This is a genomic window from Saccharopolyspora antimicrobica (assembly GCF_003635025.1).
Lineage (GTDB): Bacteria > Actinomycetota > Actinomycetes > Mycobacteriales > Pseudonocardiaceae > Saccharopolyspora > Saccharopolyspora antimicrobica.
The window spans coordinates 2,394,914-2,421,426 of the sequence record NZ_RBXX01000002.1 but is presented as its reverse complement, the minus strand read 5'-3'; the positions used below and the strand labels follow the sequence as shown (position 1 = coordinate 2,421,426).

The following is a 26,513-nucleotide window of genomic DNA, read 5'->3' as shown; positions in this document are numbered from 1 at the left end:
GCAACGGACACCGCCACGTCGACGAGCGGTTCGCCGTTGTCGGCGGAGGGGAGGGCGGCGATCCGGGGATCGGACAGCAGGATCACGCGGTGCTCCGTGCGGAAAGCGGGGAAGGAAGACCAGGCTGCAGTGCCGTCTCGATCAGCGTGTCCAGGAGCTCGGCGTACTCCAGCCCGACGGCCTGCCACATCCGCGGGTACTGCGAGCTCGACGTGAAGCCCGGGAACGTGTTGACCTCGTTGACGGTCGCCGTGCCGTCGTCGTCCACGAAGAAGTCGACGCGCAGCAGCCCGGAGCACTCCAGCGCGGCGAACGCGCGCAGCGACAGGACGCGGAGGTGCTCGGTGGTCTGCGGGTCCAGCCGGGCGGGCACTTCGAAGGTGGTGCCGGAGTCGGTGTACTTGGCCTCGTGGTCGAACAACCGCTGGTGCGGGGCGAGCCGGATCTCGAGCGGCGGGCTCACCTCGACCGACCCGTCCGGCCGCTCCAGCACCCCGACGTCGATCTCCCGGCCGGTCAGGGCGGCCTCGACGAGCACCTTCCGGTCGCTGCGCTTCGCGGCCGCGATGGCAGTGGGCAATGCTTCCCAGGCGTCCACGCGCGAGACTCCGACGCTGGATCCCGAGCGCGCCGGTTTGACGTACACCGGCAGGCCGAGGCGTTCCTTCTCCGCGGTCGAAAGGGCATCCCGGTCATCCCGCAGGACGACACCGTCGGCCACCGCCAGCCCGGCGGCCGCCAGCAGCTTCTTCGCGTACTCCTTGTCCATCCCGACGGCGCTGGCCAGCACGCCGTTGCCGACGAAGGGAATGCCGCACATGTCCAGCATCGCCTGCAGCGTCCCGTCCTCCCCGTACGGACCGTGCAGCGCGGGGAAGAGCACGTCGGCGTCCTGGATCTGCTCGAGAGCGCGCGGAATTCCGCTGAGCGCCTGCTCTTCGCTGCCGTGCACCCGCGCGAAGTCGTCGGTGAGGAACGGGCGCGCGCGCTGATCGGCCGCCGTGAACAGGTCGGGATCGTCCTTGCCCACGATCCACGTACCGTCGGGTTCGATCTTGACCGGGACGACGTCGTAGCGCCGCCGGTCCAGGTGGGCCAGCACGCTCGCGGCCGACCCGCAGGACACGTCGTGCTCGTCGCTCCTGCCGCCGAACACGACAGCTACCCGGAGATTTCCCTCATGCGACACAAGTTTCCCCAAACAGCAGGTGAGCGGTGCGGTGGCCGGTGTACCGGCGCGTGACCCGGCTGCCGATGCCGGTGTAGATCTCGTGCGGGAGGGTGCCCGCCCACCGGGCCCACTCGGTGACCGCGGGCCCGTCCCCGCCGATCACCACCACTTCCGCTCCGACGTGCGCGGCGTGCTGACCGAGGTCGACCACGAACTGGTCCATGGCGATGCGGCCGGCGATGGGATGCCGGCGTCCGCCGATCAGCACCTCGCCCCGGCCGCTGGCCGACCGCGGCACGCCGTCGGCGTAACCGAGCGGCACGAGCGCCAGCCGACCGTCCTGAACCGTCGTGTGGTCGTGCCCGTACGAGACGCCGGTACCGGCGGGAACGTCCTTGACCAGGATCGTCCGCGCGCGGAGGGTGAGCGCGGTCCGGAGGCCGAACACCTTGCCCGCCACCGGTTCCACCCCGTACAGGCCGATACCGGGCCGGACGAGGTCGTAGTGGGTGCGCGGAGCGTCCAGAGCCGCCGCGGAGTTGGCCAGGTGGCACAGCTCGGGATCGAGCCCGGCGGCGCGGGCGGCGGCAACGGCGAGGTCGAAGCGCTCGATCTGATCGGCGGTGTGAGCGCCACCAGGATCGTCCGCGCTGATCAGGTGCGACCAAACGCCCCGGACGCGCACCAGCGAGTCGCGCTCCAGCTGCCTGGCGCGACGCACCAGCGCAGGCCAGTCCGACTCCGCAGCTCCGCTGCGGCTCAGCCCGGTATCGATCTTGAGCTGGATCGTCGCGCGCACGCCGAGCTCCGCAGCGCAGGAGGAGATCGCGTCCAGCACCTCCGGCGAGGACACCGAGAGGTCGACATCGGCCAGGATCGCGGCCCGGAAATCCTCGTGCGGGCTGTGCACCCAGCTCAGCAAGGGCGCACCAATACCGGCTGCGCGCAGCTGCAGCGCCTCCGCGGAGGTCGCGACGCCCAACCAGCTCGCGCCGTGCGCCAGCGCTGCGCGGGCCACGGGCACCATGCCGTGCCCGAAGGCATCGGCCTTCACCACCGCCATGACAGCGGCAGTGGGAGCCGCGCGAGCGATCAGCTCGGTGTTGTGCGCTATGGCGTCGAGGTCGACGACGGCCTCGGCGAGCGCGTTTTCCCGCACTGCGCAAGCGGTTGTCGGTCTCGCGCCGATGACCCGCACCGGAGGTGCGACGCTCCCACTGCGGCGTGCGGTGGAGTCTCTTCTGGCATTCTTCATGTGACTCGTTGCTCGATCCCGTTGGAATCAGGTCGATTCGATGCCGACCGGCGCACTTCTGATGATGGCAACGTTCGTTTCCGACGCGTGCGCGAAAGTCCGGCAGTCGGTCCGAATAGGACGATCAGGACGTCACTTCAAGGTCGCGGATGTGTCCCGCTCGATGGTGTTGCGCTTCACGCGCGACCGCCTCCGATCGTTCGCTCGGCGTCCTCGTGGACTGCTTCGATGCTCGCGAGCGGATGTCTTGGCGGCGTTGGGACGATGTCCGGATCTCGTAACACGCTTGGTGCGCCGACGACGCCGGGCGCTACTTCGGGGCGTGGTCGGCGGCCCAGCGGCAGATCGCGGCGACCTCGTCGGCCTGGGCGGGCAGCGTCGTGTCCACGATGCCGACCACCGGGATGTGGCCCTCGTGGAAGATGTCGGCCGGGCGGTGCAGGAAGCCCTTCTCGTGCACGCCCGTGCTGCCCGGGCCGGGAGTGCCCTCCGCGAGGTGGGCGGTGGTGCGGGCGTAGCGGGTGAGCACGCGGGGTGCGCGCAGGCCGCGGTCCATGCCGTACCACTGCTGGCTCAGCGGGAAGACCGCCGACAGGGCGTCCCACCAGCCCTCCACCGCCAGCATCAGCTCGGGGTGGCGGTCGCGCAGCTCGCCGACCAGCTGCCGGTAGCCCTCGACCACGTCGTGGCGCGGATCGTTGAACCAGAAGCCGAGGGTGTCCAGGAACGCCGCGTCGACGCCGAAGTCGCGCACCGTCGCGGAGATCGACTCCACCAGGTGCTCGCGGAACCGCGGTTCACCGGGGTTGAGGAACACCTGGTCGCCCTCGCCGACCCGGTCGCCGTCCCAGTCCGGCCGGTTCAGCAGCTCCACGTACCGGTCGGTGTCGTTGCGCAGCACGGCCTGCTCCCACGGCGGGTACTGGACGACGTTCGCGCCGTGCCCGCCGTACATCGGCATCAGCCGCACGCCCAGCTGCCGCGCGGTGCGGGTGAGCGCGGCGAATCCCTCGGCGCCGCCCATGTCCTCGCCGGGGCGGTACTGCGGGTAGGCGTAGTAGTAGCGGCCTTCCCAGCCCGGCAGGTAGGCCAGCACGCGGTGCGGTTCGATGTGCTGTGCGACGAAGCCCAGCGCCTCGGCCATCTGCGTGAACGTGTTGAACACGTAGCCCGTCCAGTGCTGGCCGTGCAGCGTCACCACCAGCGCGATGTCGCGCATCCACGCCGGCACGTCCGGCCGGGTGTCCCAGGGCCGCAGGTCGTGGACGCGCTCCACGAAGGCCATGTGCTCGTCGAGGTCGGCGTCCGCGGTGCGCGCGTCGGTGCCGAGCCGGAGGCGGATCGGCGGGACCTGGTAGCTGCTCCGGCGCGCGCTGGCCATCGGCAGGTGCACCAGCTCCGCGATCGGCCCCGGCGCGTAGCGCGGCTGGTGGACGTGCAGGATCTGCCGCCGCACCAGCGGATCCCGGACGCTGAGGACGAATCCGCTCTGCTCGGTGCCCGCGGCCACCCACGGCGTCGCCCAGTCCGGGCCCGGGTATTCGAGCTGGAACCGCTGGCCGTTGACGCCGTGCGCCCAGCCGCGACCGGTGTTCGGCGCCCACCACCCGGCGCGCAGCTGCTCGGGAGGCAGACCGCGCAGCAGCAGCTTGACGGACTTGATCGGCTCCGCGTGGCGGGCCGTGATCGACCACTGGAGCACGCCGCCGCTGTCGTTCACCTCGACGTCGACCGAACCGGCCTCCACCGGCTGCTGCTGGCCGAGCCGCGAGTACCGGTCGGCGTGCAGCTGCCGCCGGTCATCGCTGAGCCGGGCACCGGCGTCGAGGCCGTATCCGTTGGTGGTGGTGAACACCTGCAGGGCCCACTCGACGCCGGTCGCGCCGGGAGCGGGGAAGTAGGGGTCGCGCGGATCGAAGCTGAGATCGGTGTCGATCAGTCCCACGCGGCACCCTCCTACCGGTTCGTCGCGAACCCGACGGCCTTGTCCAGCAGCGCGGCGAGCCCGTCGGCCTCGTCCGCGGTGAACACCAGCGTTTCCCCGGGCGGCAGCACGACGGCGACCCGATCACCCACCACCAGCACGGACACGTGCCCGGTCTTGGGCGGTCGGCACGGGATGCGCCACCGCAACTGCTCGCACGGGTCTTCGATCGGCCACATGTTCACCTCGGCACTGCTGTCTTCCGGTGCCTGACTGAACCCCGTGCGCAACCCATCATCAAGTTCGGTACACCGATCGGGTGGTCCGAGCAACGGCGACCACCGCAACTTCACACGCCTCGCCCAGCACAACAACCCGAACGCCGCGCGCGGGTCAGAGCTCCCGGATCACCCGAGCCGGGTCGCCCGCGGCGAAAACGCTCCCCGCCCCGACGCTGATCTGCGCGCCGCAGCTCCGTCCCGGTCGCGTCGAACTGTCGCACTCGCCAGCAGCCCTTTCGTCCCGCGATCAACTCCGGGTCGTCGAGGAGCCCTCAGGGGCGAGATCCGCCCAAGACATCGGTACCGAACCTCCGCGATTTCACTTGAAATCGGCTACTCCACACCGCAGCCTCCGTCGAAAACGCGACCAAGCCGATTTCAATTGAAATTGCTACACCCCCAAACCAGCCACCCGCCGCTTTGAACCTGCCCCGGCCCCCGCCTCGCGGCACTGCACCTCGTGACGTTCGAGCGGTATCACCGCTGAACGATTCGGTGGTGATACCAAGGAGGCCTGGCTGTCAGTGGTGCGGTGGGGTGGGGGCTGGGTCAGGTTCAAGGCGGCGGTTGGTCGCCTTCATGGGTGTAGCGATTTCAATTGAAATTGGATCTGTCGCGTTTTCGGCGGAATCCTCGGTGGCGAGAATCCGATTTCAAGTGAAATCGCGGAGGTTCACCGCCGTTCGATCAGTGGTGACCGGTCCCGTGGGCGGCGAGGCGGATGCAGAGGGAGGGCCGGTCCCCGACGTTGTTCCCCCGCCCCTCCGGCCCGTCCCCCTGACCCCGTTCCCCAGGGGCGTCGCTCGGCATCCCGCGACGTAACGACATGCTGCCGAACGGACGGCGCGCGCAGTACCGTCTTTGGTCGAGTGTGTTGGCCGGTCTGGACGCTGATTCCGGAGGTCACCGACTACGACCGCAGTATGACCCGGCTGCTCAGGGCCCGGGTTCGAACTCCTCGCCCGCCGTCTGGTGCAGTTCCGCGTAGCGGGCCAGGCGGTCGCGGTCCAGCTCGACGCCGATGCCCGGCGCGTCCGGGATCCGCAGCCTGCCGTTGCGGTACGGCAGCGGGCCGCCGTCGAGCACGTCGTCGGACAGCAGCGCGCGGTAGGACTGGTTGGCGTGGTCGAAGCCCGGCGTGGCCGCGATCAGGTGCGCCGCCGCGCAGGTGGCCACGCCGAGCTCACCGAGGCTGTGCTTGACGACCGGGAGGCCCGCCGCCTGGCAGATGCCCGCCGAGCGCTTCAGGTTCAGCAGGCCGCCGTCCAGCGCGTTGTCCGCCGAGATCGCGTCGGCCGCGCCGTGCCGGATCACCTCGAGCTGCTGGGCGCGGCACAGCGGGCCGGCGAGCAGCGGAGTGCCCGTGTGCGCGCGGAGGCGGGCCATCTCCGGGATGTTGCGGGCGGACACCGGTTGCCCGGCGAACTCGATGCCGTAGGGCGCCAAGGCGCGCAACGACCGCAACGCCGTCGCGGGCGACCAGGCTTCGCCTGCGTCGACGCGGATCGACCGGCCGGGCCCGATGCCGTCCCGGACGGCCGCGACCCGCTCCACGTCGGTGTCGAGGTCGGCGCCGACCTGCACGTGGAAGCTCTCGGAGCCGGCAGCGGCGCCCAGCGCGGCCAGGTCCCGCATCCGGTCGGGCGGGCCGGGCGGGATCTGGTGCAGGTATTCGACATCCTCGCGCAGCGCGCCGCCGAAGAGGTTGACCAGCGGTTGGCCGCAGGCCTTGCCGACGATGTCCCAGCAGGCCATGTCGATGGCGGCCAGCGCCGTGCTGGTCGTGCCCACCGCGTGCCAGGTGCCGACCACCTCGCCGAGCCGCGCGATGCGCTCGGTGCGGAACGGGTCCTCGCCGATGGCGAAGCGCTCGACCGAGCGCAGCACGGCGAGCACGATGTCCGCCGACGGGTGCGCGGGAGCCTCGCCGATGCCGGTGATCCCCTCGTCGGTGTCGATCTCGATCAGCACGCTGACCAGACCGCGCCGTCCCGGCGGCCACTGCTCCGCGTCGCGGAACGGCACGACGACCGGTATGTGCCGAATGCCGATGATGCGCAAAATGCCCTCCCCCTGCGGACATTCGCGAGCGGGTGCTCTATGTGGTTACGGTCACACCCGATGCGCGACCGCGCCAGACGTGTGCGCGGTACCCGGGTTCCCGGCGACGGTGCTTGCTGCGGATACGTACTCTGGCCGGTGGCCGGTCGCAGCCTCGACGACCGCGCGGAACCCGACCCGGAACGGACCTCGATGATCGAACTGCTGGACTCGATCCCGCCAGGGGTGATCTACCTGGTGGTGGGGTTGATCATCGGCCTGGAGAGCGTGGGGATCCCACTGCCCGGCGAGATCATGCTGGTCAGCGCGGGAGTCGCCGCCTCGCAGGGCATCGTCAACCCGATCGCGCTCGGCATCGTCGCGGCGAGCGGGGCGATCATCGGCGATTCGATCGGCTACGCGGTCGGCAAGCGCTACGGGCGGAACCTGCTGGGCTGGCTCGGGCGCAAGCTGCCGAAGCACTTCGGGCCGAAGCCGGTGCGGCAGGCCGAGCGGATGTTCGACCGCTGGGGCGCCTGGGCGGTGTTCGGCGGGCGGTTCGTCGCGCTGCTGCGCATCCTGGCCGGTCCGCTGGCCGGCATCCTCGGCATGCAGTACCGCAAGTTCCTGATCGCGAACGCGACCGGCGGCATCGCCTGGGCGGGCACGGTGACCACCCTGTCGTACGTGTTCGGCCTGGTCGCGGGGCAGTGGTTCCACCGGTTCTCCTGGATCGCCCTGCTGGTCACGGTGGTGATCGGCTGGCTGATCGTGCGCGTGGTGCGCCGCCGCGCGGAGAAGGCGGACGAAGCCGACGAGCAGGAGCAGACCGACACCGACGCGAAGGTTCCGTGACCGCCCACGGCATCACCGCTGGTAGCGAGTGGTGCCGAACGCCTGGCCGGGCGATCCGTCCCCAACTTTCCCCAAGTTGTCCACAGGCTGTGCACAGTTCTCCACAGGCCTGTGGATAAAACGAACGGCCTGCTCACCACGAGGCGAGCAGGCCGTTCGCTTTGTCGTCGGTCAGCGGTTCGCGCGGTTCACCGCGGATACCACCGCGCGCAGCATCGCGGTGATCGTCGAGGTGTCCACGCCGACGCCCCAGAAGATCTTGTCGTCCACCGCGCACTCCAGGTACGCCGCGGCCCGGGCGTCGTCGCCGGCGGTCAGCGCGTGCTCGTTGTAGTCCATGACCCGCACGTCGTAGCCGATGCTGCTCAGCGCGTCCACGAAGGCCGACACCGGGCCGTTGCCCGCGCCGGTGATCTCCTGCTCCTCACCGTCCACGACCACGGTCGCGGTGATGGTCTCGTTGCCGTCCTCCCCGGCGACCCGCTGCCGCACCAGCTTCACCGGCGCGGTGGCGTCCAGGTACTCCGCGGCGAACGCGTCCCACATCTCGGTCGGACTGACCTCGCCGCCCGCGGAGTCGGTGCGCGCCTGCACCACCTTGGAGAACTCGATCTGCAGCTTGCGCGGCAGGTCCAGCTGGTGCTCGGTCTTCATGATGTAGGCGACGCCGCCCTTGCCGGACTGCGAGTTGACCCGGATGACCGCCTCGTAGGTGCGGCCCACGTCCTTCGGGTCGATCGGCAGGTACGGGACCTCCCACGGGTGGTCGTCCACCGGGACACCGGCTTTGCTCGCCTCGTCGCGCAGCGCGTCCAGGCCCTTGTTGATGGCGTCCTGGTGGCTGCCGGAGAAGGCGGTGTACACCAGCTCGCCGCCCCACGGGTGCCGCTCGTGCACCGGCAGCTGGTTGCAGTGCTCGACGGTGCGCTTGATGTAGTCGATGTCGGAGAAGTCGATCTGCGGGTCGATGCCCTGGCTGAACAGGTTCATGCCCAGCGCCACCAGGTCGACGTTGCCGGTGCGCTCGCCGTTGCCGAACAGGCAGCCCTCGATCCGGTCCGCCCCGGCCTGGTAGCCCAGCTCGGCAGCGGCGATGCCGGTGCCGCGGTCGTTGTGCGGGTGCAGCGACAGGATCACCGAGTCACGGCGGGCCAGGTTGCGGTGCATCCACTCGATGGAGTCGGCGTAGACGTTCGGCGTGGCCATCTCGACGGTGGCGGGCAGGTTCAGGATCACCGGCCGCTCCGGGGTGGGCTGCCAGATCTCGGTGACCGCGTCGCACACCTCGGCGGCGTAGGACAGCTCGGTGCCGGTGTAGGACTCCGGCGAGTACTGGAAGCGGAAGTCGGTGTCGGAGTACTTGCCCGCCAGCTCCAGCGTCATCTCAGCGGCCGAGGTGGCGATCTTCTTGATGCCCTCGCGCTCCTCCCGGAACACCACGCGGCGCTGCAGGATCGAGGTCGAGTTGTAGATGTGCACGATCGCCTGCGGCGCGCCCTCCAGGGACTGGAAGGTGCGCTCGATCAGCTCCGGGCGGCACTGGGTGAGCACCTGGATGCGCACGTCCTCGGGGATCGCGCCGTCCTCGATGATCTCCCGGACGAAGTCGAAGTCGGTCTGGCTGGCCGCCGGGAAGCCGACCTCGATCTCCTTGAAGCCCATCTGCACCAGCAGGTCGAACATGCGGCGCTTGCGGGCGGGCGACATCGGGTCGATCAGCGCCTGGTTGCCGTCGCGCAGGTCGACGGCGCACCACAGCGGCGCCCGGGTGATCCGGTTGTCCGGCCAGGTCCGGTCCGGCAGCGAGACGTTCTCGACCAGCTCGTGGAACGGGCGGTAGCGGTGGTGCGGCATCGAGCTGCCCTGCTGCGGGTTCCACGGCTGCTGATCAGCGGGCGCGGGGCGGGACGGCTTGCGCACCCGGTCGGCGAACGAGGCCTGCGGTTCGGGGGAAGTGTTGCTCATGCGAGTGGATCTCCTGCACGGTTTCCGGGTCTGGACCGACGACCGGCGCGTTCGAACCCCGCGACGAGGGGCCGGTCGGTCAGACCCCGTCGCGGCGGCGAAGCAGGAGAACGCGAGCCACGGACCCAGGCTAAACCCAATCACCGCCCAACATGCAACCACCCTTTCCACATCGTGGGAGCGGTGGTGTCGGCCCGCTGCGCGGGAGCTGGCAGAGTGAGAGCGGACTCACGCGAAGGGAGCGGGTTGATGGCGGCGAAGAAGGGCAGCGGCGGGATCGCCGTTTTGTTCCAAGGCGCGGGCTTCCTGTTCGCCGCGGTGCTGGTGATGCACCTGCTGTTCATCCTGACCGGGTTCGCCGGCGACGGGAAGTTCGTCGGATCGGTGGCGCAGGCCGCCGAGCCGCTGGCGCTGTTCTTCCCCGGGCTGCTGTCGGTGGACTTCCCGGTGCTCCAGGTGTTGCTCGACTACGGCCTGGCCGCGTGTTTCTGGGTGCTGGTGGGTGGACTGCTCGGTCGGGTCTTCGGCTGATCGCGTTCTCCGTGCCACACTGGGTTCGTGGCGGAAGAAGTCGGATCCGGGACGCACGAGGGCGGTGTGCGGCGCGCTGACGTCCGCCGGGCCTGGCACCGGGGGCTCCGGGTGCTCATCAAGGTCGTCCGGTGGGTCGGCACGGCGGCCGCCGCGCTGCTGGCGGTGCACGTGGTCCTGACGATCGGCAACGCCAACCCGGACAACGGCATCACGCGCTTCGTGGCGTCCTGGGCGGACTGGCTGGCACTGGGCTTCCAGGACCTGTTCATGCCCGCGGACCCGAAGGCCGAGGTGCTCCTCAACTACGGCGCAGCGGCGCTTTTCTGGCTGATCATCACCTCTCTCGCGACGAGAATCCTGAGCACCCTGAACGGAAGGTCCATTTAGGACTTACCGGTGCCTTGCCGCTGCCCGGCCTGCTCCTGGCGACCTCCGTCCTGCGGTGTGGGTGCGGCTTCTGCTTCGGGTGGATCTCACTCGGACGGGTGTGATCGAACCCGCGGTGTGATGCGGGCGTCGATCGGCGGTGCGCCGGTCCGCACCGCGTGACAATCGAACGCAGATCCCAGCCGCTCGGCGTGGAGCGCGTGTCCCCTCCTCCTGAAGGACGGTGCGTGTTGACGAGCCGAGCACTGCGCCACCCCCTCCTACCGGACTGGTTGCTGCGGCAGCTGCGACCGATGTCCATTCCGGCCGACTGGACGCGCGTTTGCGCCGTCGGCCTGGGCATCGGCATGCCGCAGCTGGTCGGACTGCTCACCGGCCGCATCGAGGAAGCGGTGCTCGCCTCGATCGGCGCGCTGTGCGCGAGCTTCTCGGACCTGACCGGCTCGTACCGCTACCGGCTGCGCCGGGTCGGGGTGGCCGCGGTCCTCGGCGTGCTCGGGTTCGCCGCCGGTGCCGCCGCACCCGGCCCGTGGTGGGCGGCAGCCGTCGTGCTCGCGGTGGCGGTGCCGTCGGTCCTGTCCAGCCGGATGGGCGACCTGTGGTCCTCGGGCGGCGCACACATGCTGACGTTCTGCATCGTCGCGACCGGCGAGCAGTCGGCGAGCCTGCCGGTCGGCGAGCAGATCGCCTGGTTCGCGGCCGGCGAGCTGCTGCTGTTCGCACTGGTCATGGCGACGTGGCCGTTCCGCGGCACGGCACCGGCGCGCAGCGCGGTCGCCAGGATCTTCGACGCGACGCTGCGCATGCTCGACGCCGAGACACCGGTGACCGCGCGCCAGGAGCTGACCAAGGCGCTGAACACCGCGCACGACGTGCTGGTCGGCGGCGGGTCGATGTCCCGCAGCCGCGTGCGCGACCGCCTCTACCTCGTCTACACCCACGCCACGCCGATCGTGGAGGCCTCGGTCTCCCTGGCCCACGCAGGAGAACGCCCTCCGCCGCGCGCCCGTGAAGCCCTGCGCTCGCTGGCCCGCTGCATGCGCACCGGCGAGGTACCGCCGCCCTACCAGCCGGGCACCGTCGATTCGCCGCTGGCGCGCGCCCTCGACCAAGGCATCGCCGAGCTGGTCAGCGCGTTCCGGATCGCCAAGCGCGCCGAGGTCTCCCGCGAGCGCGAGCGCGTGCGTCTGACCTTCGGTCGCTCGACCTGGGCCCAGGTGCTGCGGATGGTGCTGTGCCTGGCGCTGGCCGAGGGGGTCGGCCTGCTCGCAGGCCTCGACCAGCCGTACTGGATCGCACTGACCGCTGCGCTGGTGCTCAAGCCGAACTCCGGCTCGGTCTTCGCCCGCACCGTGCTGCGCGCCATCGGCACCGTCGCCGGTGTCCTGATCGCCTTCTTGCTGCTCTCCCTAGTACCTCCCGGTTGGTGGTCGTTGCCGTTCATCGTCGTGCTGGCCGCCAAGCTGCCGATCGCGGTCGACCGCCACTACGGCCTGTTCAGCGCGGTCGTGACGGCCCTGGTCCTGCTGCAGCTGAACCAGGGCGCGGAGTTCCACGCGGTGGCTCGCCTGATCGACACCCTCGTCGGGTGCGCGATCGTGCTGGCCGTGGGTTTCCTGCTCCGCCCGTTGCACCGCGGGCCGGAGCTGGAGACCAGGTTCGCCGACGCCGTCGCGGCGGTGGCGGAGTACGTCTCCCAGTCGCTGGCCGGAGTGCGGCACGGTCGCCCCGCACTGCGCCGCCGCACCTACCGCCAGCTCGCCGACCTCCGCGGGGCTCTCCAGCAGCAGCTGATGAACCCCGCGACAGCACCGCAGGCCGAACGCTGGTGGCCGACGATCAGCGTGCTGGAGCGGGTGGTTGACGCGGCCACCGAGAAGGCGGTCCGCGACAACCCCCAGGACCTCCAGCAGGCCCAGCGCCTGGTGTCGACCATGCGCACCACCACCCGCCAGCTCCGCTCCACCGAAGTGCGCCCGGCCCGACTGCACGACGAGCTGGAGCGGATCTACGCGGGCGTGGCCGCCCCGTGCGCACCCGGCGCGCCGGGTGGGGGATAGGTCCTGCACGCCGGGTGCGATTTCGAGAATGCCGGGCGGGGGCGACCGCGCGGATCGGCCATTCGGCCAGCCTTCATGCCGCTCGGATCGTCTTGCAGGCCAAGATGTTCCGGCCTTTCGGCTTAGCTCTCCCGGCTGAAATGGAAGGGGCAGCGCGTCCCGCCGAGCGCTATCGTGGTGGCACGTTCGAAGCGGAAGCCGTGCACCGCTGGATCGACGGCCCCGATCCAGCTCTCGTCGAAGGCGCAGAGCACCGGCCCCAGTTCGGACGCGGAGTTCTCGGCGAGAACTTCCTTGGTAGAAGCACCGGTGCACGTCCTGGTGGAAGTGCCGGTCGTCGTCCGCGGAGCGCCGGAACTCGAAAGCGCCGCCGTAGTACTGCCTTTCGCGGGCGCGTGCCACGTCGACCATGGCCCGGAACGGGTCTTGTTCCTCAGCCCGCGGGCGCCGAGGACCGCTACCTATGCAGGAGGAGGTTGAAAACCCTTGTGATGAAGAGCTGTCACGACTTGGAGGCGATGTCGTGGAGGGCTGCGTGGAGCTGCTCGGCTGCTTCCCAGGCGTCGACGTAGCGGAGCCAGGACGGCGCGAAGTGCAGGCGTAGCAGGTCGGAGGCCGGGTTCTCCACGACGATGTCGCGGTCGAAGAGGGCGTTCGCGATCTGCTGGGCACGCTCGTGGCGGAGCACGACCTGGGCACCGGGCGGGCCAGGCGGCCGGAGCACCTCGATCCTGGTGTCCGCGCAGTTGCTGTCGAGGCGGTCCAGGAACAGCTGCGCCAGGCTCGCGGTCTTCGCGGCCAGCTCCTCCACGGCGATGCCCGCCAGCAGGGACAGGCCGGTGCGCAGTTCGGACACCGACAACGTCGACGCCGAGCCGGTGAAGCCGTCCGCCAGCGGGTGCAGCACTCCGGCGGTCGTGCACACCGGGAAGGTGCCGCGGTGGCGGCTGGCGACGTACGAGTAGGCCGGTGCTCCAGCACCGCCGCCGAGGTACTTGTGGCCGCAACCGATGGCGAAGTCGGCCTGCCAGCCGTGCAGGTCCACGTGCAGCGCACCGGCCGAGTGGCTCAGGTCCCACAGCGCCAGCGCGCCGCGGCGGTGGATTTCGGCGGTGATGGCCGCGGCATCGCGCACCGCGCCGGTCCGCAGGTCGGTGTGCGACAGCGCCACGACGGCCACGTCGTCGGACGGGAGCGCGGCGAGCTCGGACACGTCGTTGAACAGGTGCAGGCGGCCACCGATGAAGTCGGCGGCGGACTGCGCCAGGAAGCGGTCCGCGGCGAAGCAATCCCGGCCCACGGCCAGGATCGGACGGCCGGGGCGCAGCCGGGCGGCCGCGAGCAGCGCCTTGAACAGGTTGATCGACGTCGATTCGCCGACGGTGAGTTCCTTCGGAGCGGCGCCGATCAGCGGGGCGAGCGCGATGGCGGCGAGACGGGCTTCCCGCCGCCACTCGGATTCACCGAACGGGCGTCCGGTGTGCGGTCCGTGCCGGTGCATGACGAACCGGCGCAGCCGGGCCGGGGTGGTGCGCAGCGGTCCGCCGCTGTCGCCGTCGAGTCGGATCAGACCGGGCGGCAGGTCGTAGCGGACGCGCAGATCGGCGAGCGCGTCGGCATGGTCGAGCGCTTCGGCGACGGATCTGGGGCTGGTCCACACGTGTGAATTCTTACCTCATCGCCGCACGCAATGTAACGACGGAGGCTGCTGAATCCAGAACTTCAGGTGAATTCGAACCTGGCGATCGGCTGATCAACGTGGCATGGCGGTTGTTTTCCCGATGACCAGCTGCACCGGTACCGAACGATGCCTCGGTTCGGGCGACCGACCGTCAACGGTGGCGAGCACCATCTCCACGGCTGTCGAGCCGGCTTCTTCGGCCGGAACGTGCAGCGCGGTCGCTTCCGGGACGGCAAGGCCGAGACCGGCGAGGTTGTCCGCGCAGCAGACGCTCAACGCCTCCGGCACCTGGACGCCCAACTGCGCCAAGCGGTACAGCAGGCCGAGGAAGAGCGCGCTGTTGTACGCGACTGCCGCGGTGCATTCGCTCGCCAGCAGTTCGTCGACGATGTCGCTCCCGGCTTCGAAAGTCGGCGGCAGCGGTCCGAAGGCGATCACCTCGTGCGCCAGCCCGCGCTGCAACCCCTCCAGGCGCCGCGGGTCGGCCCACGATCCGCGCGGTCCACCGAGGTAGGCGATCCGCCGGTGTCCGAGCTCGGCCAGGTGCGCGCCCAGTTCTCCCAGCCCGCCCGGGGTGTCGACAACCACCGAAGGCACTCCGCGAACCCGCCGGTCGACCAGCACCAGGGGCACGTCCAGCGAGGTGAACAGCGAGCTCGCGCCGCGCGGTGCGATCGCGAGGAAACCGTCGACCCGGTCGCGCAGCCGGTCGATCAGCAGCCGTTCGCGCTCCGGCGATTCTTCGGTGACCACGACCAGCAGGTCGTTGCCGGATCCTTCGGCGGCGCGCTGGGCTCCGGCGATGATCGGTGCGTAGAAGGGGTTCGTCAGATCCGGCACCAGCAGCGCGAGCAGCCGGCTCCGGCCGGTCGCCAGGGCCTGGGCCGACGGGTGGTAGCGGAAGCCGAGCTCGATCGCGGCGTCCCGGACCCGTTGCCGGGTGCGCTCGGCGACCATCTCCGGACGCACCAGCGCGCGCGACGCGGTCGCCACCGACACCCCGGCCTTGCGGGCCACGTCGGCCAGCCGCGCCATCGAGTCCTCCCTCACGTTGTTTGACACCTTCATACCGTGCTGCTTAACCTCCCTGCAATCGCTTGCACTGCAAGCGCTTGCAATCCTCACCAGGGAGTCACGGCCGATGGTCGATGTGAAGCAGGCGCGGCTGGGCCGCTGGTTCGGGCTGGCCGAGCGGGGCAGTTCAGTGCGCACCGAACTGCTGGCCGGGTTGAGCATGTTCTTCGCCTCGGCCTACGCGGTCGTGGTGATCCCCGGCATGCTCGCCAAGGCAGGGGTGCCGCACGAGGCGGCCACCACCGGCACGATCCTGACGATCGTGCTGGCCACGGCGGCAGTCGGCTTCTTCGCGAACATGCCGTTCGTGCTCGCACCGGGCTTGGGCGGCACCGCGCTGGTCGCCGCCACGTTGATCCAGCAGGAGCACGTGCCGTACCCGGTGGCGATGGGCATGGTGTTCTGGTCCGGCGTGGCGATCCTCGTGCTGTCGCTGCTCGGGCTGCGCGGCCTGCTCGCCAAGGTCATCCCGGACAACATCCGCAAGGCCATCGGCACCGCGATCGGCCTGTTCATCGTCTACGTCGGGTTCAAGCTCTCCGGCATGCTCGAACCGACCAAGAGCGGCCTGGAGATCGGCGACCTCGGTTCGGCGGAGGTGCTGCTCGCGCTGGGCGGCATCGTCCTGGTCGCGGCGCTGCAAGCGCGCAAGGTGCCCGGCGCGTTCGTGATCGGCATCGTGGTGCTCACCGTCATCGGCATCCCGCTGGGCGTCACGGAGCTGCCGGACCACTGGTTCCAGGCACCCGCCGGGCTCGGCCCGGTCGCCTTCGACATCGATCTCTGGGGCGCGCTGCGACCGGAGTACCTGCAGTACCTGTTCGCGTTCTTCGCCTCGGAGCTGTTCTCCGCGACGGGCGTGGTGCTCGCGGTCACCGAGCGGATCGGGCTGACCGAGCGCGCCGGGCAGAAGTCCGACATCAACCGGACGTTCCTGGTCGACTCGCTGGCCATCACCGGTGGTTCGCTGGTCGGCGCCCCGTCGGTCACGACCTACGCCGAGTCCGCGGCCGGGTCCGACGCGGGCGGGCGCACCGGGCTGACGTCGCTGACCACCGCCGGGCTGTTCCTGGTGCTGCTGCTGTTGACGCCGTTCGCCACCATGATCCCGTCGGCGGCGACCGCGCCGGTGCTGGTGGTGGTCGGGCTGGGCATGATGCGCGGGTTCCAGAAGGTCGATCTGAGCGACCTGACCGAGGCGGTCCCGGCGACGCTGCTGGTGGCGTGCACGATCTTCTGGGGCAACTTCGGCAACGGCATCGCCGCGGCGTTGACCGCTTACGTGCTGATCAAGGTGGTGGCCGGCCGGTTCCGGGACGTCCACCTGGGCATGTGGATCCTGCTGCCGTTCCTGGTGTTCTTCTTCGCGACCAACGCCCACTGACCGCCTCACCCGGGGAGCGCGCAATTTCGCGAGAAATTGCCGTTCACCCGGGTGATGGTCGAATTTGCGCACCTCCGGGGTGACGAGAGGGAGAGGTATGGCTGACCTGCGGATTGCCGGGGGACGCGTGGTGTCCACGTTCACCGGGGAGGTCTTCGAGGCCGATGTGCTGGTCACCGGGGAGGTGATCAGCGGCGTCGTGCCGCCGGGAGCGGGGCCGGAGGCCGCCGAAGTGATCGACGCGGGCGGCAGGCTGATCGTCCCCGGGTTCGTCGACGCGCACATGCACGTCGAGAGCTCCTTCACCACCCCGGCCGCCTTCGCCTGGCTGACGCTGCCGCGCGGCACCACCACGGTCCTCGCCGACCCGCACGAGATCGTCAACGTCGCGGGCAAGGCCGCGATGCGGTGGATGATCGAGGAGGGTGCCCGCAGCCCGCAGACCCAGCTCTGGGGCGTGCCGTCGTGCGTCCCCGCGCTGGCCGGGATGGAGTACTCCGGCGCGCACCTGGACCCCGAGGACATCGACGAACTCCTCGGCTGGGACGGGGTTTCCGCGCTCGCCGAGGTGATGGACTACCGCGCCGTGGTGGCCGGTGACCAGCGCATGCACGACATCGTGCGCGTCGCGCGGGAGCGCGGCACGATCCTCGACGGCCACTGCCCGAACCTCTCCGGCGAGGAGCTCAGCGCCTACCTGGCCACCGGCATCGACTCCGACCACACCAAGAACACGCCCGAGGTCGCGGTGGAGAAGGCCCGCCTCGGCATGACGGTGATGCTGCAGGAGAAGTGCCTGCTCCCGGAGGTCGTCGGCGCGTTGACGGCGTTGCCGCAACTTCCGCCGCTGTGCCTGGTCACCGACGACCTCGCCGCCGACCACATCGCCGCCAAGGGCCACCTCGACCACATCGGGCGCAAGGCGGTCGAGGCCGGGCTCCCGGCGTTGGACGCCTTGCGCGCCCTGACCTGGAACCCCGCACAACGCCTGCGCAAGTACGACCGAGGCGTGGTCGCCCCGTCCAAGCGCGCGGACCTGCTGCTGCTCGACGGAGAACTGGCGGACTTCGCGGTGCACACGGTGATCGCGGGCGGGGCAGTGGTGGCGCGCGGCGGCACCCCGACCTACCCGGAACCCGAAGTCACCCACCCGTTCGCCGGCTCGGTGCAGATCGCCGAGATCGACCCGGACGAGTTCCGCTGGCGCCTCAACCTGCCCGACGGCACGCACCGGTTCCGCGCCCTCCAGGTGAATCCGGTCGACACCTACACCCAGGCGGCCGAGGTCTCGCTCGAAGTCGTCGACGGCGAAGTCCGGTGGGAGGGCGAGGTCGCGCTGCTCTGGGTGCGCAACCGCCACGGACGACCGAACACCTCGTGCGTTCCTGTGATCGGCATGAGTCTCGCCGAAGGCGCGCTGACCACGACGTACGCCCACGACAGCCACAACTTCGTCACCCTGGGAACCTCCCGGCGAGCGATGCGAGCCACCGCGGAAGCGGTCCTGGCCGACGACGGCGGCGTGGCGGTCGCGCACGCCGAAGGCGTGGTCGCGCGACTGTCGCTGGCCGTCGGAGGCGTCATGTCGGCGGAGCCGACGCCGAAGGCGGTGGCGGGCAGCCGCCGAGTGCGCGAAGCGCTCGAGGCATGGGGGTGGCGGCACGCGAACCCGTTCATGAGCGTGTCGACGCTGACCCTGGCGGTCTCGCCCAGCGTCAAGATCACCGACCTGGGTTTGGTCGACGTCTTGGCCCGTGATTGGACGCCGCAGGTCCTCGACTGCTGCCACTGATCTTCCCGAGGTGAAGGGCGCTTTGACCGGCATCATCGGTCGAAGGTGCCCTTCGCACATCACCGGATCGGGGTGCGGGGCTGGCGTGCCAAGCGTTGCCGCTGACCCGCTTCCCGCGGGTCTGTGCGGTCAGTCGATTTCGGGCGCGAGCTTCGCGAGTCTGGGCAGGACTGTGTCGCGCCAGCCTGGCCCCATGCGCTCGCACGCGTCACGGGCGCGCTTGTCGTCGAGGTCGAACCCGGAGTGGTCGAGCAGAAGCCGTGTCCCGCGCCCCTCTGCGATCAGTCGCCAGGTCAGCGTCCACTCGCCGTTGAACGTGTAGGCGAAACGTTCATGTGGTTCGGATTCCACGACCCGGCACGGAATGGACCCGAAGCCGGGCATCTCCAAGTGAAACTCGTGGCCGACGTGTTCGGCCACGTCGCCGGGTGCCCACCACTTCGCGTGCAGCTCCGGGTCGGTCAGGGCGCGCCAGACCTTCACCGGTGGAGCGTCGATGAACTGGTCGACCGAGATGGTTCCGGTGCGGGCGTAGGTCATGGTGATTCCTCCTCGTTTTCCAAGAGCTCGGCCATGCTGCGCAGACGGTCGCGCCAGAACCGCTCGAACGGATGCAGCCACTCACTGATCTGCTCCAACGGGGCGGCCTCCAGGTGGTAGAGACGCTGGCGACCGACCTGTTCGTCCCTGACGAGCTCCGCCCGGCGCAGAACTTGCAAGTGTTCGGCGACCGCAGGCCGACTCAGCTCGAACTGAGCGGCCAGGTCTCCTGCTGTCCGGGGGCCGTCTGCCAGCAGCTCCAGCAGGCGGCGCCGGGAGGGGCTGGCCAGAGCGAGAAAGACGTCTTTGGACATGCGGACAAGATATGTCGGAGATACCCGACATGTCAAGAAATCCCGACACGTCGTCAGTGGCGCGACCTACCTGGTCTGCCGCAGGGCCGCGCCGAACTGCCGAAGCTGATCAAGGCGATGGCCGACCGCGCGATCGCCGCCGGGCACGGCGGCGAGCAGTACCCGGTCCTGATCGAGGAGTTCACCCGACCCGAAAGCTGATCCCACCCTGGTCAGCGGCCGTGTCGAGAAAATCTGGAAAAGTGTCGCCGGGATGTAGAGGAGGGCGTTCGCGCTCCGACTGATGGGTGAGAGCGCGCCGGAGGGGCGCGCGGGACGGGGAGGACACCCGGCATGAAGTACCTCTTGATGATCTACGGCAACCAGGAGAAGTGGGACTCCTACCCGGCGGAGAAGTGGCCGGAGGCGATCGCCAAGCAGGACGCCTTCAACACCAAGTACCGCGAGACCGGTGAGCTGCTCGGCGCCTACGGGCTGGCGGATGCGGCCAACGCCCAGCTCGTCCGCCGCGCGGACGGTGCGCCGGTGGTCACCGAGGGCCCGTACCTGGAGACCAAGGAGTACCTCGCCAGCTTCTACCTGCTCGACTGCGAGAGCTTGGAGCGCGCGCAGGAGATCGCGGCGGACATGCCGTCCGCCGACGAGGACCCGGTCGAATTGTGGCCCGTGCCGCACGAAGCCGCGGGGAGCATGTGAGCGTCGAGGACCTGCTGCGCGAGTTGGCGCCGCAGGTCCTCGCCGCGCTCGTCCGCCGGCACGGTGTCTTCGACTCGTGCGAGGACGCCGTGCAGGAGGCGTTGATCGCTGCGGCCCTCCAGTGGCCGGACGAGGGCGTGCCGGAGAACCCGGGCGGGTGGCTCCACACCGTTGCAACCCGCAAGCTGGTCGACCAGATCCGCAGCGACACGGCACGGCGGCGTCGCGAGGACGCTCTCGCCACACCGCAGTCCGCGCTGCTCGGCGCAGCCCCGGATGTGGTCGATCACGACGACTCGTTGGCGCTGCTGTTCTTGTGCTGCCACCCGGCGCTGTCCGGGCCGAGCAAGATCGCGCTGACCTTGCGCGCGGTCGGCGGTCTGACCACGGCCCAGATCGCCGCCGCGTTCCTGGTGCCCGAAGCGACGATGGCGCAGCGCATCAGCCGCGCGAAGCAGAGCATCAGGGGCTTGGCGCTCGCGATGCCCGAGGAGCAACACGAGGTGCGGCTGGCCGAGGTGCGGCACGTGCTGTACCTGATCTTCAACGAGGGCTACACGGCCACGGGCGGTGCGGACCTGACGGCCCCGGAGTTGTCCACCGAAGCGATCCGCCTCACCCGCATGCTGCACCGCCTGGTGCCCGACGACGCGGAAACCGCAGGTCTGCTGGCTCTGATGCTGCTGACGGACGCCCGTCGACCGGCCCGAACCGGCCCGCACGGCGAACTGATCCCGCTGGCCGAGCAAAATCGTGCTGTCTGGAACCGCGAGCTGATCGCGGAGGGCATCGAACTGATCAGCCGGACCCTGCCGCGCGGCCAGGCAGGCCCGTACCAGCTGCAAGCCGCGATCGCGGCGGTGCACGACGAAGCAGCGGACGCGGAGAACACGGACTGGCCGCAGATCCTGGCCCTGTACGACATCTTGGAGCAGTTCGGCCCGAACCCGGTGGTCACCCTCAACCGAGCGGTCGCGGTAGCCGAAGTCCACGGCCCGGCAACGGCGCTCGAACTCCTGGAAACCCTGGAATCGGACAAGCGCACGGCCCGCCACCACCGCCTCCTGGCCACCCGCGCCCACCTGCTCGAACGGCTCGGCCAGCACGAAGCGGCAGCGGAGGCGTACCGCGAAGCGGCCCGCCGAACGACCAGCGCACCCGAACGCCGCTACCTCACCGACCAGGCGAAACGCCTTGGTGGGCGATAGTTCGGGCCGCCGGGGAGCGTCCCTGGCGAAGGCCCCCGGCTGCGCCTTTCAAACCCGTGAGTGTTTTGTGAGGCTATAACGACACAAAACGCTCACGGGTCTGAAACGGGACGTCAGCGCTCGAAGCGCCCGTGCTTGATGGCGGAGACGAACGACGACCACTGCGCGGGCGTCGTCACGAAGTACCCGCCGTCCCGGTCCTTGGTGTCCCGAACAGCAGCCCCACCGGATAACGACCCCACCTCGACGCAGTTGCCGTTCGGCTGGCTGTAGCTGGACTTTCGCCAGGAAAAGGAGTTCATCGTGTGTGCTCCGTCTCGTCGAGGATCTTCATGATGCGTTTTGCTGTTGCAGCTGGGCTTAGAGCAACCTTGCGGATGCTATCCACAGCTTCTCTGTACGCCTGTACGTCATCAATGTCAGGGACGAACGCTCCGGAGCTGTAATGCTCGAAGTGGACCACCGACGGAGCGTCTGGAAACTCGTAGAGAACGAAGGGCCCGCTAAGCCCAGGATGCCAACCGATCCTGGGTGGCACCACGTACAGGGTGATGTTGTCACGAGCGCCAAGTTCAAGCAGGTAGTTGAGCTGCTCGGTCATGGTTTCAGGAGATCCGATGTGATCACGAAGAGCGTCTTCGCCGATCAGTGCGGTGAACGTGACAGGATCTCTGCGTGTGATTACTTCTCGGCGCGCTATGCGCAGAGTCACGCGTTGTTCAACGTCCTGCGGTGAAATTCCTGCAGCTACAGAAATAGTTCTTGCATAGTCGGGCGTTTGCAGTAGCCCAGGAAGTCCCAACGGTGCCCACTCAACGATCGATGACGCTGACCGCTCGCACTCCACAGCGCCAGCGAGCTGGTGCGGAATCCCTGGCATGCCAACGGTAAGCCAGTTCGGTTCACTGGCATGCCGCGCCAGCTCGATCAATCGCTGCTTTTCCTTGCCGGTGACTCCGGCAGCGGTCAGCAGTGAGGCCACGTCTTCCGGCGTTGGGACCCGACGCCCGGTTTCCCAGTGCGACACCGTTCCATGGCTCAGGCCAAGTCGTCTGCTCAACTCGCGTCCGCTGATGCCGGATTGCTCCCGTACAGAGCGGATGGCAGCGGCAAGCGCGCGAGCGCGTGGTGTCACGCCATTGGTGTCTACAGGCACGAGACACATCGTAGGCAGCTCGGCTTACCAGGCACTTCGCCTGATCGTGTAATTGATCAGGTGTCTACTAGACGGGCACTCTGGCTACAGACGCCGAGGAAGTTCGGCTTCGAGCCAGAGAGGCGGCACCGATGCATCCGTTCCACTGGGTTCCCGGGGAAGGTGAGCGGCACGCGAGTCTGGATTCCCGGCCTGGCGGTGGTTATCCGACCGGGATGGGGGTGACCACGTTGTGCGGCAAGGAGTTGCTGGCGGACAACTCCGAGTTCGGGTGGCTGTGGTCCACCTGCCGCGCGTGCAATGCCGAGGCTCACCGGATCGCCGGTTCGACACCTGCTCCGAGATCAGGCAGTACACGAAAAGCCGTGACATGAGCGCAGAATCCGTCGCGCTCGCCTTGCTGCTGAAGGAAAAAGCCCTCTCGGAAGGAACAGAATGCTCACCGCCCTCCCGTATCTCGCTGCCGTCGCCACGACAGCCCTGATCCTGATCACCCTGACCTGGTGCACCTACCGCCCGCAGCACGCCGGTGGTGGCGAAGGCGCGCTGACGGTGTGGCAACTCATCGAAGAAGCCGAAGCCGAGCGACGACAACGTGAGCGAACCGGTCGCCACCGCCTCCGCGAACCAGCTCCACCAGGCCCGGAACCAGGCCCATCGCTGGAGGTCCAACACCGGATCCACCAGCTCCTCCAAGGCCTCTGAAGCCCGGGCCGATGCCGAATGCCCCCGACCGTTGGCATCGGCCCGCCCCGGCCGGTCGGTGCATCGACCCTCCCCGTGCACCGACCGGCCACCCCGGCGGCACTCGGTGCGGCACGATGCTCAGGTGGCCCACATCGTGCTGTTCCATTCCGTCCTCGGTCTCCGCTCCGCCGAACACCTCGCCGCAGAGCGGCTGAGAAGTGCAGGCCACGAGGTCACCACGCCCGACCTCTTCGCGGGCGAGACCGCGTCCACCATCGACGCCGGCTTCCAGCTGCTCGACCAGATCGGCTGGTCAACGCTCCTCGACCGCGCCAGGAAGAGCCTCGCGGACTTACCCGCCGACACGGTGCTGTCCGGTCTCTCCATGGGAACCCAGGTCGCTGCGGACCTCTGGCCCGAGCGCCCGGAGACAGCGGCGGTCGTCCTCCTCCACGCCGCCCCGGAACTCCCCACACCGGTCCGTCGCGGCATCAAGGTGCAGCTGCACGCCGCCGATCCGGACGAGTTCGCACCGCAGGAGCGCGTCGAATCTCTCCAGCAGGAAGCCGAGAAGCACGGCGTGAATCTGGAGGTCTTCCGCTACTCAGGAGCGGGTCACTTCTACACCGACCCCGAACTGCCCGACCACGATCCGGCTGCCGCCGAGCAGACCTGGCAACGAGTCCTGGCTTTCCTGGGCTGATCCCGTGTGGGTGGTCGTGAGTGCGTAACAGTCTTCCAGCCCTGTTTCGCACTCACGACCTCATGCGGCGATGGTGACGCGGTCGCTCTCGCCGTCGGAGAGGAAGGCCGCGAGTTCCCGGCCTTGGTCGGCGACTTCGGTGCGATCGGCCCGGGAAAGCGCGCGCAGCGGGCTGACCTTCACTGCTCCGTCGTCGACGGTCCAGGTCGCGGCTACGCGGCCGTCGACCAGGACGACGCGTTCACCGGCGACCGACAGGCCGCGGTGCTCGTCGTCGATGATCCGGCTGCGGTCGTGGTAGCCGAGGATCGCGTTGTCGAACGCGGGCAGGAACCGCACCGGCGCGGGAGTGCCGGGGTCGGGACGCGGGGCGTCGGGGAGATCCAGCAGTTCTCGGCCCCGCTCGTCGCGGAAGGAGACGAGCTCCTCTCGGATCGCGGCCACCGCGCGCGGCAGTCCGGCCAAGCCGCACCAAGTGCGCAGGTCGGTGGAGGTCGCGGGCCCGAACGCCGCGAGGTAGCGCCGCACCAGCTCCTCGCCGGCCGGGTCGGCGCCGTTCGCGGACGGCGGGTCGATTTCGCGGCCCAACCAGGAAGACAGCAGGGCGTTGCGGACTCCGCCCTTCTGTCGCCACAGCCCTCGCGGCGGCAGCTGCACCACCGGGATGAGCGCGGCGAACAGCATCTCGCCCAGCGCCCGCGTTCCCGCATCCGGCCAGCGGTCGGCGAGTTCGCGCGCGATCTCCGGCATCGAACGCGGCTCGCCATCGGCCATGACCTCGAGTCCCGCAGCGGTGAGTTCCGCCAGGTCGACACCGGCCAGCTCGTCGCGGTAAACGCCGAGAACCCGTTGGCGCAGCATGGCATCGTGGCGAGCCCGCCAGGCCACGGCGTCGTCGGCGGTGACGAGGTGAACGGTGCGCCGCATCAGGTGAACCCGCACCACGCGCCGTTCGACCAGCAGCTCCGAGAGCGCCGCCGGGTCGAACGCGCGCAGCCGCGACCAAAGTCCGACGAACGGTTCCTGCGGTTCCTGCGCTTGCAGGCCGCACAAGTGCGAAACCGCGTCGAGCGCCGTCGCATCGGAGTGGTCGAGCAGCAGCTGCCGGGCGAGCGTCGCGCGGTTGAGCGCGCGGGCGTCGAGGACCGTCATGGAGCGGTTTCTCCCGTTCAGAACGCCTTGTGGCCGTCGATCGTCTCGCGCAGGATGTCGGCGTGCCCGGCGTGCTGGGCGGTTTCGGCGATGACGTGCAACAGCACCTGACGCACGCTCCACGCCGTACCGGGCTCGTGCCACGGCGCTTCCGGCAGCGGGTGCGATGTCGACAAGTCGATGTCGGCGATGATCTCCTCGCTGCGAGCGGCGACCTTCTCGTAGCGCTCGACGATCGAGGTCAGCGTGTCGCCGGGCAGCATCTTGAAGTTGTTCAGGTTGTCGATCATCCACTGCGGGAACTCGCGCGCGGTCCCGGCGGCGATGTCTGCCCAGGTCACGCCGTCGGGCATCGCGTAGCTCACGGCGGACGGGCCTTCGAGGGCGAAGCGCAGCCACATCTCCTCGACGGCCGCGACGTGCTTGATCAGACCGCCCAGGCACAGCTCGCTGACCGTCGGCCGCTCGCCGAGCTGGTCGTCGCTGAGCCCGCGGACGGTGTTGGTCAGGGTGGTTCGGACGGTGGCGAGCACGGTGATCAGCGCGGTGCGCTCGGCGTCGAGGTTGTTCATGGCACGACCATTTCAGGTGAAGAGGACAGGGTTGTCCTCTTCTTCGGCCAGTATGGAAGACATGCCGAAGACTTCGGCGCGACTGCTCGCGTTGCTCTCGCTGCTCCAAGCCCGCCGGGACTGGCCGGGCGCGGCGCTGGCCGAGCGGCTCGAGGTCAGCCAGCGCACCGTGCGCCGCGACGTCGACCGGCTGCGCGAACTCGGCTACCCCATCGCGGCCGTCAAGGGCCCCGACGGCGGATACCGGCTCGAACCCGGCGCCGAGCTGCCGCCACTGCTGTTCGACGACGAGCAGGCCGTGGCGCTCGCCATCGCGCTCCAGATCGCCACCACCAGCGGAGCCGGCATCGACGAAGCCGCCGTGCGCGCGCTGAACACCGTCCGGCAGGTCATGCCCGCGCGCCTGCGCACCCGGATCGACGCGCTCCAGGTGACGGCCGTTCCCAGCTCGATCCCGCAGGTCGACAGCAACGTCCTGATCGCGCTCGGTGCCGCCGTCCGCGCCCGCGAGATCCTGCGCTTCGACTACGCCTCGGGAGATCCGCGCCGGGTGGAGCCGCACCACCTCGTCACCTGGGCCAGGCGCTGGTACCTCGTCGCCTGGGACCTCGATCGCGACGACTGGCGAACCTTCCGCGCGGACCGGATCACCCCGCGCATCCCGACCGGCCCCCGCTTCACGCCGCGAGAAGTGCCCGGCGGAGACGTCGCGGCCTTCGTCCTCAACCGCTTCAAAGGAACCGACAGCACCGGAACCTGGCCCTGCCACGGCGAAGTGGTCCTCGACCTCCCGGCGGCCGTGGTCTCCCGATTCGCCCGGGACGGAGTGGTGGAGGAACTCGGCCCGAACCGCTGCCGCCTCATCCTGGGCTCCTGGTCCTGGCCAGGACTGGCGGCCACCATCACCAGGTTCGACGCGGACATCGAGGTGATCGGCCCACCAGAGCTCAAAGAAGCCTTCGCCCGCTTGGCCGACCGCTGCGCGAAAGCCGCGACCAACGCTCCGGACTGAGCCCACACCAGGTTCCGCTCGGGCGCCCGGCCAGGTTTCTTCGAGGAACCGTCCCGTGAGCGTTTTGTGC

Annotated in this window: 27 protein-coding genes and 1 pseudogene; 13 read left to right on the top strand and 15 right to left on the bottom strand. The window is 69.5% G+C overall.

Going from position 1 to position 26,513, the window contains the following annotated elements; translation table 11 throughout:
• Window positions 1-82: 82 nt before the first annotated feature.
• The 5 genes from ATL45_RS11850 to ATL45_RS11830 form a co-directional block, all read right to left on the bottom strand.
• Window positions 83-1,189 carry a D-alanine--D-alanine ligase family protein gene (locus ATL45_RS11850; RefSeq protein WP_093158100.1) on the bottom strand — a complete coding sequence of 369 codons (1,107 nt, stop codon included), beginning with the start codon at window positions 1,187-1,189 and terminating at the stop codon, window positions 83-85.
• Window positions 1,179-2,330, bottom strand: coding sequence for an alanine racemase (gene alr, locus ATL45_RS11845; RefSeq protein ID WP_246025292.1), 1,152 nt, complete (start codon window positions 2,328-2,330; stop codon window positions 1,179-1,181). The genes ATL45_RS11850 and alr overlap by 11 nt, the downstream gene beginning before the upstream one ends.
• 406 nt (window positions 2,331-2,736) lie before the next feature.
• Complete coding sequence (locus tag ATL45_RS11840; protein WP_093158097.1) at window positions 2,737-4,371, bottom strand: alpha-amylase family protein; 1,635 nt, start codon at window positions 4,369-4,371, stop codon at window positions 2,737-2,739.
• Between the two features lie 11 nt (window positions 4,372-4,382).
• On the bottom strand, window positions 4,383-4,589 hold the full coding sequence (locus tag ATL45_RS11835; protein WP_246025291.1) for a hypothetical protein: 207 nt from the start codon (window positions 4,587-4,589) through the stop codon (window positions 4,383-4,385).
• Window positions 4,590-5,567: 978 nt separating this feature from the next.
• Window positions 5,568-6,692, bottom strand: a complete 1,125-nt coding sequence (locus ATL45_RS11830; RefSeq protein WP_093158094.1) for a mandelate racemase/muconate lactonizing enzyme family protein — start codon at window positions 6,690-6,692, stop codon at window positions 5,568-5,570.
• A 192-nt stretch (window positions 6,693-6,884) separates the two neighbouring features.
• Between ATL45_RS11830 and ATL45_RS11825 the strand changes: the two genes are divergently transcribed.
• The gene (locus tag ATL45_RS11825) at window positions 6,885-7,526 is read left to right on the top strand and encodes a DedA family protein (RefSeq protein ID WP_093158213.1); all 642 of its coding nucleotides are present in this window, start codon (window positions 6,885-6,887) and stop codon (window positions 7,524-7,526) included.
• A gap of 171 nt (window positions 7,527-7,697) precedes the next feature.
• On the opposite strand, the gene leuA is transcribed toward ATL45_RS11825, so the two are convergent.
• Window positions 7,698-9,491, bottom strand: a complete 1,794-nt coding sequence (leuA, locus tag ATL45_RS11820; RefSeq protein WP_093158092.1) for a 2-isopropylmalate synthase — start codon at window positions 9,489-9,491, stop codon at window positions 7,698-7,700.
• Window positions 9,492-9,740: 249 nt separating this feature from the next.
• On the opposite strand from leuA, the gene ATL45_RS11815 reads away from it, so the two are divergent.
• The 3 genes from ATL45_RS11815 to ATL45_RS11805 all read left to right on the top strand — a co-directional run bounded on the left by ATL45_RS11815 (window position 9,741) and on the right by ATL45_RS11805 (window position 12,472).
• Window positions 9,741-10,022, top strand: a complete 282-nt coding sequence (locus tag ATL45_RS11815) for a hypothetical protein (protein WP_093158091.1) — start codon at window positions 9,741-9,743, stop codon at window positions 10,020-10,022.
• Between the two features lie 27 nt (window positions 10,023-10,049).
• Window positions 10,050-10,412, top strand: a complete 363-nt coding sequence (locus ATL45_RS11810; protein WP_093158089.1) for a hypothetical protein — start codon at window positions 10,050-10,052, stop codon at window positions 10,410-10,412.
• A gap of 230 nt (window positions 10,413-10,642) precedes the next feature.
• Entirely contained in the window at window positions 10,643-12,472 is a 1,830-nt protein-coding gene (locus ATL45_RS11805) for an FUSC family protein (RefSeq protein ID WP_093158088.1), read from the top strand.
• A gap of 122 nt (window positions 12,473-12,594) precedes the next feature.
• On the opposite strand, the gene ATL45_RS40365 is transcribed toward ATL45_RS11805, so the two are convergent.
• The 3 genes from ATL45_RS40365 to ATL45_RS11790 form a co-directional block, all read right to left on the bottom strand.
• Window positions 12,595-12,909: an L-2-amino-thiazoline-4-carboxylic acid hydrolase gene (locus tag ATL45_RS40365; RefSeq protein ID WP_439332487.1), complete on the bottom strand. Its 315-nt coding sequence runs from the start codon at window positions 12,907-12,909 to the stop codon at window positions 12,595-12,597.
• A 65-nt stretch (window positions 12,910-12,974) separates the two neighbouring features.
• Window positions 12,975-14,132, bottom strand: coding sequence for an aminotransferase class V-fold PLP-dependent enzyme (locus tag ATL45_RS11795; protein ID WP_093158086.1), 1,158 nt, complete (start codon window positions 14,130-14,132; stop codon window positions 12,975-12,977).
• 93 nt (window positions 14,133-14,225) lie between these two features.
• The gene (locus ATL45_RS11790) at window positions 14,226-15,215 is read right to left on the bottom strand and encodes a LacI family DNA-binding transcriptional regulator (protein WP_170210218.1); all 990 of its coding nucleotides are present in this window, start codon (window positions 15,213-15,215) and stop codon (window positions 14,226-14,228) included.
• 79 nt (window positions 15,216-15,294) lie between these two features.
• Here ATL45_RS11790 and ATL45_RS11785 point away from each other — a divergent pair, with 79 nt between their 5' ends.
• Window positions 15,295-16,611, top strand: a complete 1,317-nt coding sequence (locus tag ATL45_RS11785) for an NCS2 family permease (protein WP_093158085.1) — start codon at window positions 15,295-15,297, stop codon at window positions 16,609-16,611.
• Between the two features lie 97 nt (window positions 16,612-16,708).
• On the top strand, window positions 16,709-18,403 hold the full coding sequence (locus ATL45_RS11780) for an adenine deaminase (protein WP_093158084.1): 1,695 nt from the start codon (window positions 16,709-16,711) through the stop codon (window positions 18,401-18,403).
• A gap of 129 nt (window positions 18,404-18,532) precedes the next feature.
• On the opposite strand, the gene ATL45_RS11775 is transcribed toward ATL45_RS11780, so the two are convergent.
• Window positions 18,533-18,943: an SRPBCC family protein gene (locus ATL45_RS11775; protein WP_093158082.1), complete on the bottom strand. Its 411-nt coding sequence runs from the start codon at window positions 18,941-18,943 to the stop codon at window positions 18,533-18,535.
• Complete coding sequence (locus ATL45_RS11770; protein ID WP_093158207.1) at window positions 18,940-19,257, bottom strand: ArsR/SmtB family transcription factor; 318 nt, start codon at window positions 19,255-19,257, stop codon at window positions 18,940-18,942. The genes ATL45_RS11775 and ATL45_RS11770 overlap by 4 nt, the downstream gene beginning before the upstream one ends.
• Before the next feature lie 90 nt (window positions 19,258-19,347).
• Between ATL45_RS11770 and ATL45_RS39610 the strand changes: the two are divergent.
• The 3 genes and pseudogenes from ATL45_RS39610 to ATL45_RS11755 form a co-directional block, all read left to right on the top strand.
• A pseudogene (locus ATL45_RS39610) lies at window positions 19,348-19,458 on the top strand (imine reductase family protein); the annotation flags it as partial.
• Window positions 19,459-19,590: 132 nt separating this feature from the next.
• Window positions 19,591-19,953, top strand: a complete 363-nt coding sequence (locus tag ATL45_RS11760; RefSeq protein WP_093158081.1) for a YciI family protein — start codon at window positions 19,591-19,593, stop codon at window positions 19,951-19,953.
• Window positions 19,950-21,161: an RNA polymerase sigma factor gene (locus ATL45_RS11755; protein ID WP_093158079.1), complete on the top strand. Its 1,212-nt coding sequence runs from the start codon at window positions 19,950-19,952 to the stop codon at window positions 21,159-21,161. Before ATL45_RS11760 ends, ATL45_RS11755 begins: the two co-directional genes overlap by 4 nt.
• 113 nt (window positions 21,162-21,274) lie before the next feature.
• Here ATL45_RS11755 and ATL45_RS11750 read toward each other — a convergent pair whose 3' ends face one another.
• Both ATL45_RS11750 and ATL45_RS11745 read right to left on the bottom strand, forming a co-directional pair.
• Window positions 21,275-21,463, bottom strand: coding sequence for a DUF397 domain-containing protein (locus ATL45_RS11750; RefSeq protein WP_093158078.1), 189 nt, complete (start codon window positions 21,461-21,463; stop codon window positions 21,275-21,277).
• Window positions 21,460-22,317: a helix-turn-helix domain-containing protein gene (locus ATL45_RS11745; RefSeq protein ID WP_093158076.1), complete on the bottom strand. Its 858-nt coding sequence runs from the start codon at window positions 22,315-22,317 to the stop codon at window positions 21,460-21,462. Before ATL45_RS11745 ends, ATL45_RS11750 begins: the two co-directional genes overlap by 4 nt.
• Before the next feature lie 131 nt (window positions 22,318-22,448).
• Here ATL45_RS11745 and ATL45_RS11740 point away from each other — a divergent pair, with 131 nt between their 5' ends.
• The 3 genes from ATL45_RS11740 (at window position 22,449) to ATL45_RS11730 (ending at window position 23,707) form a co-directional block, all read left to right on the top strand.
• Complete coding sequence (locus ATL45_RS11740) at window positions 22,449-22,691, top strand: HC3 family zinc finger protein (protein WP_121505327.1); 243 nt, start codon at window positions 22,449-22,451, stop codon at window positions 22,689-22,691.
• A 61-nt stretch (window positions 22,692-22,752) separates the two neighbouring features.
• Window positions 22,753-23,022 carry a hypothetical protein gene (locus ATL45_RS11735; RefSeq protein ID WP_093158075.1) on the top strand — a complete coding sequence of 90 codons (270 nt, stop codon included), beginning with the start codon at window positions 22,753-22,755 and terminating at the stop codon, window positions 23,020-23,022.
• 124 nt (window positions 23,023-23,146) lie between these two features.
• Window positions 23,147-23,707, top strand: a complete 561-nt coding sequence (locus ATL45_RS11730; protein ID WP_093158073.1) for a dienelactone hydrolase family protein — start codon at window positions 23,147-23,149, stop codon at window positions 23,705-23,707.
• A gap of 60 nt (window positions 23,708-23,767) precedes the next feature.
• On the opposite strand, the gene ATL45_RS11725 is transcribed toward ATL45_RS11730, so the two are convergent.
• Window positions 23,768-24,859: a winged helix DNA-binding domain-containing protein gene (locus ATL45_RS11725; RefSeq protein ID WP_093158072.1), complete on the bottom strand. Its 1,092-nt coding sequence runs from the start codon at window positions 24,857-24,859 to the stop codon at window positions 23,768-23,770.
• Between the two features lie 17 nt (window positions 24,860-24,876).
• Window positions 24,877-25,431, bottom strand: coding sequence for a DinB family protein (locus tag ATL45_RS11720; RefSeq protein WP_093158070.1), 555 nt, complete (start codon window positions 25,429-25,431; stop codon window positions 24,877-24,879).
• Between the two features lie 61 nt (window positions 25,432-25,492).
• Here ATL45_RS11720 and ATL45_RS11715 point away from each other — a divergent pair, with 61 nt between their 5' ends.
• On the top strand, window positions 25,493-26,443 hold the full coding sequence (locus tag ATL45_RS11715; protein WP_093158204.1) for a helix-turn-helix transcriptional regulator: 951 nt from the start codon (window positions 25,493-25,495) through the stop codon (window positions 26,441-26,443).
• The last annotated feature ends 70 nt before the right edge of the window (window positions 26,444-26,513 follow it).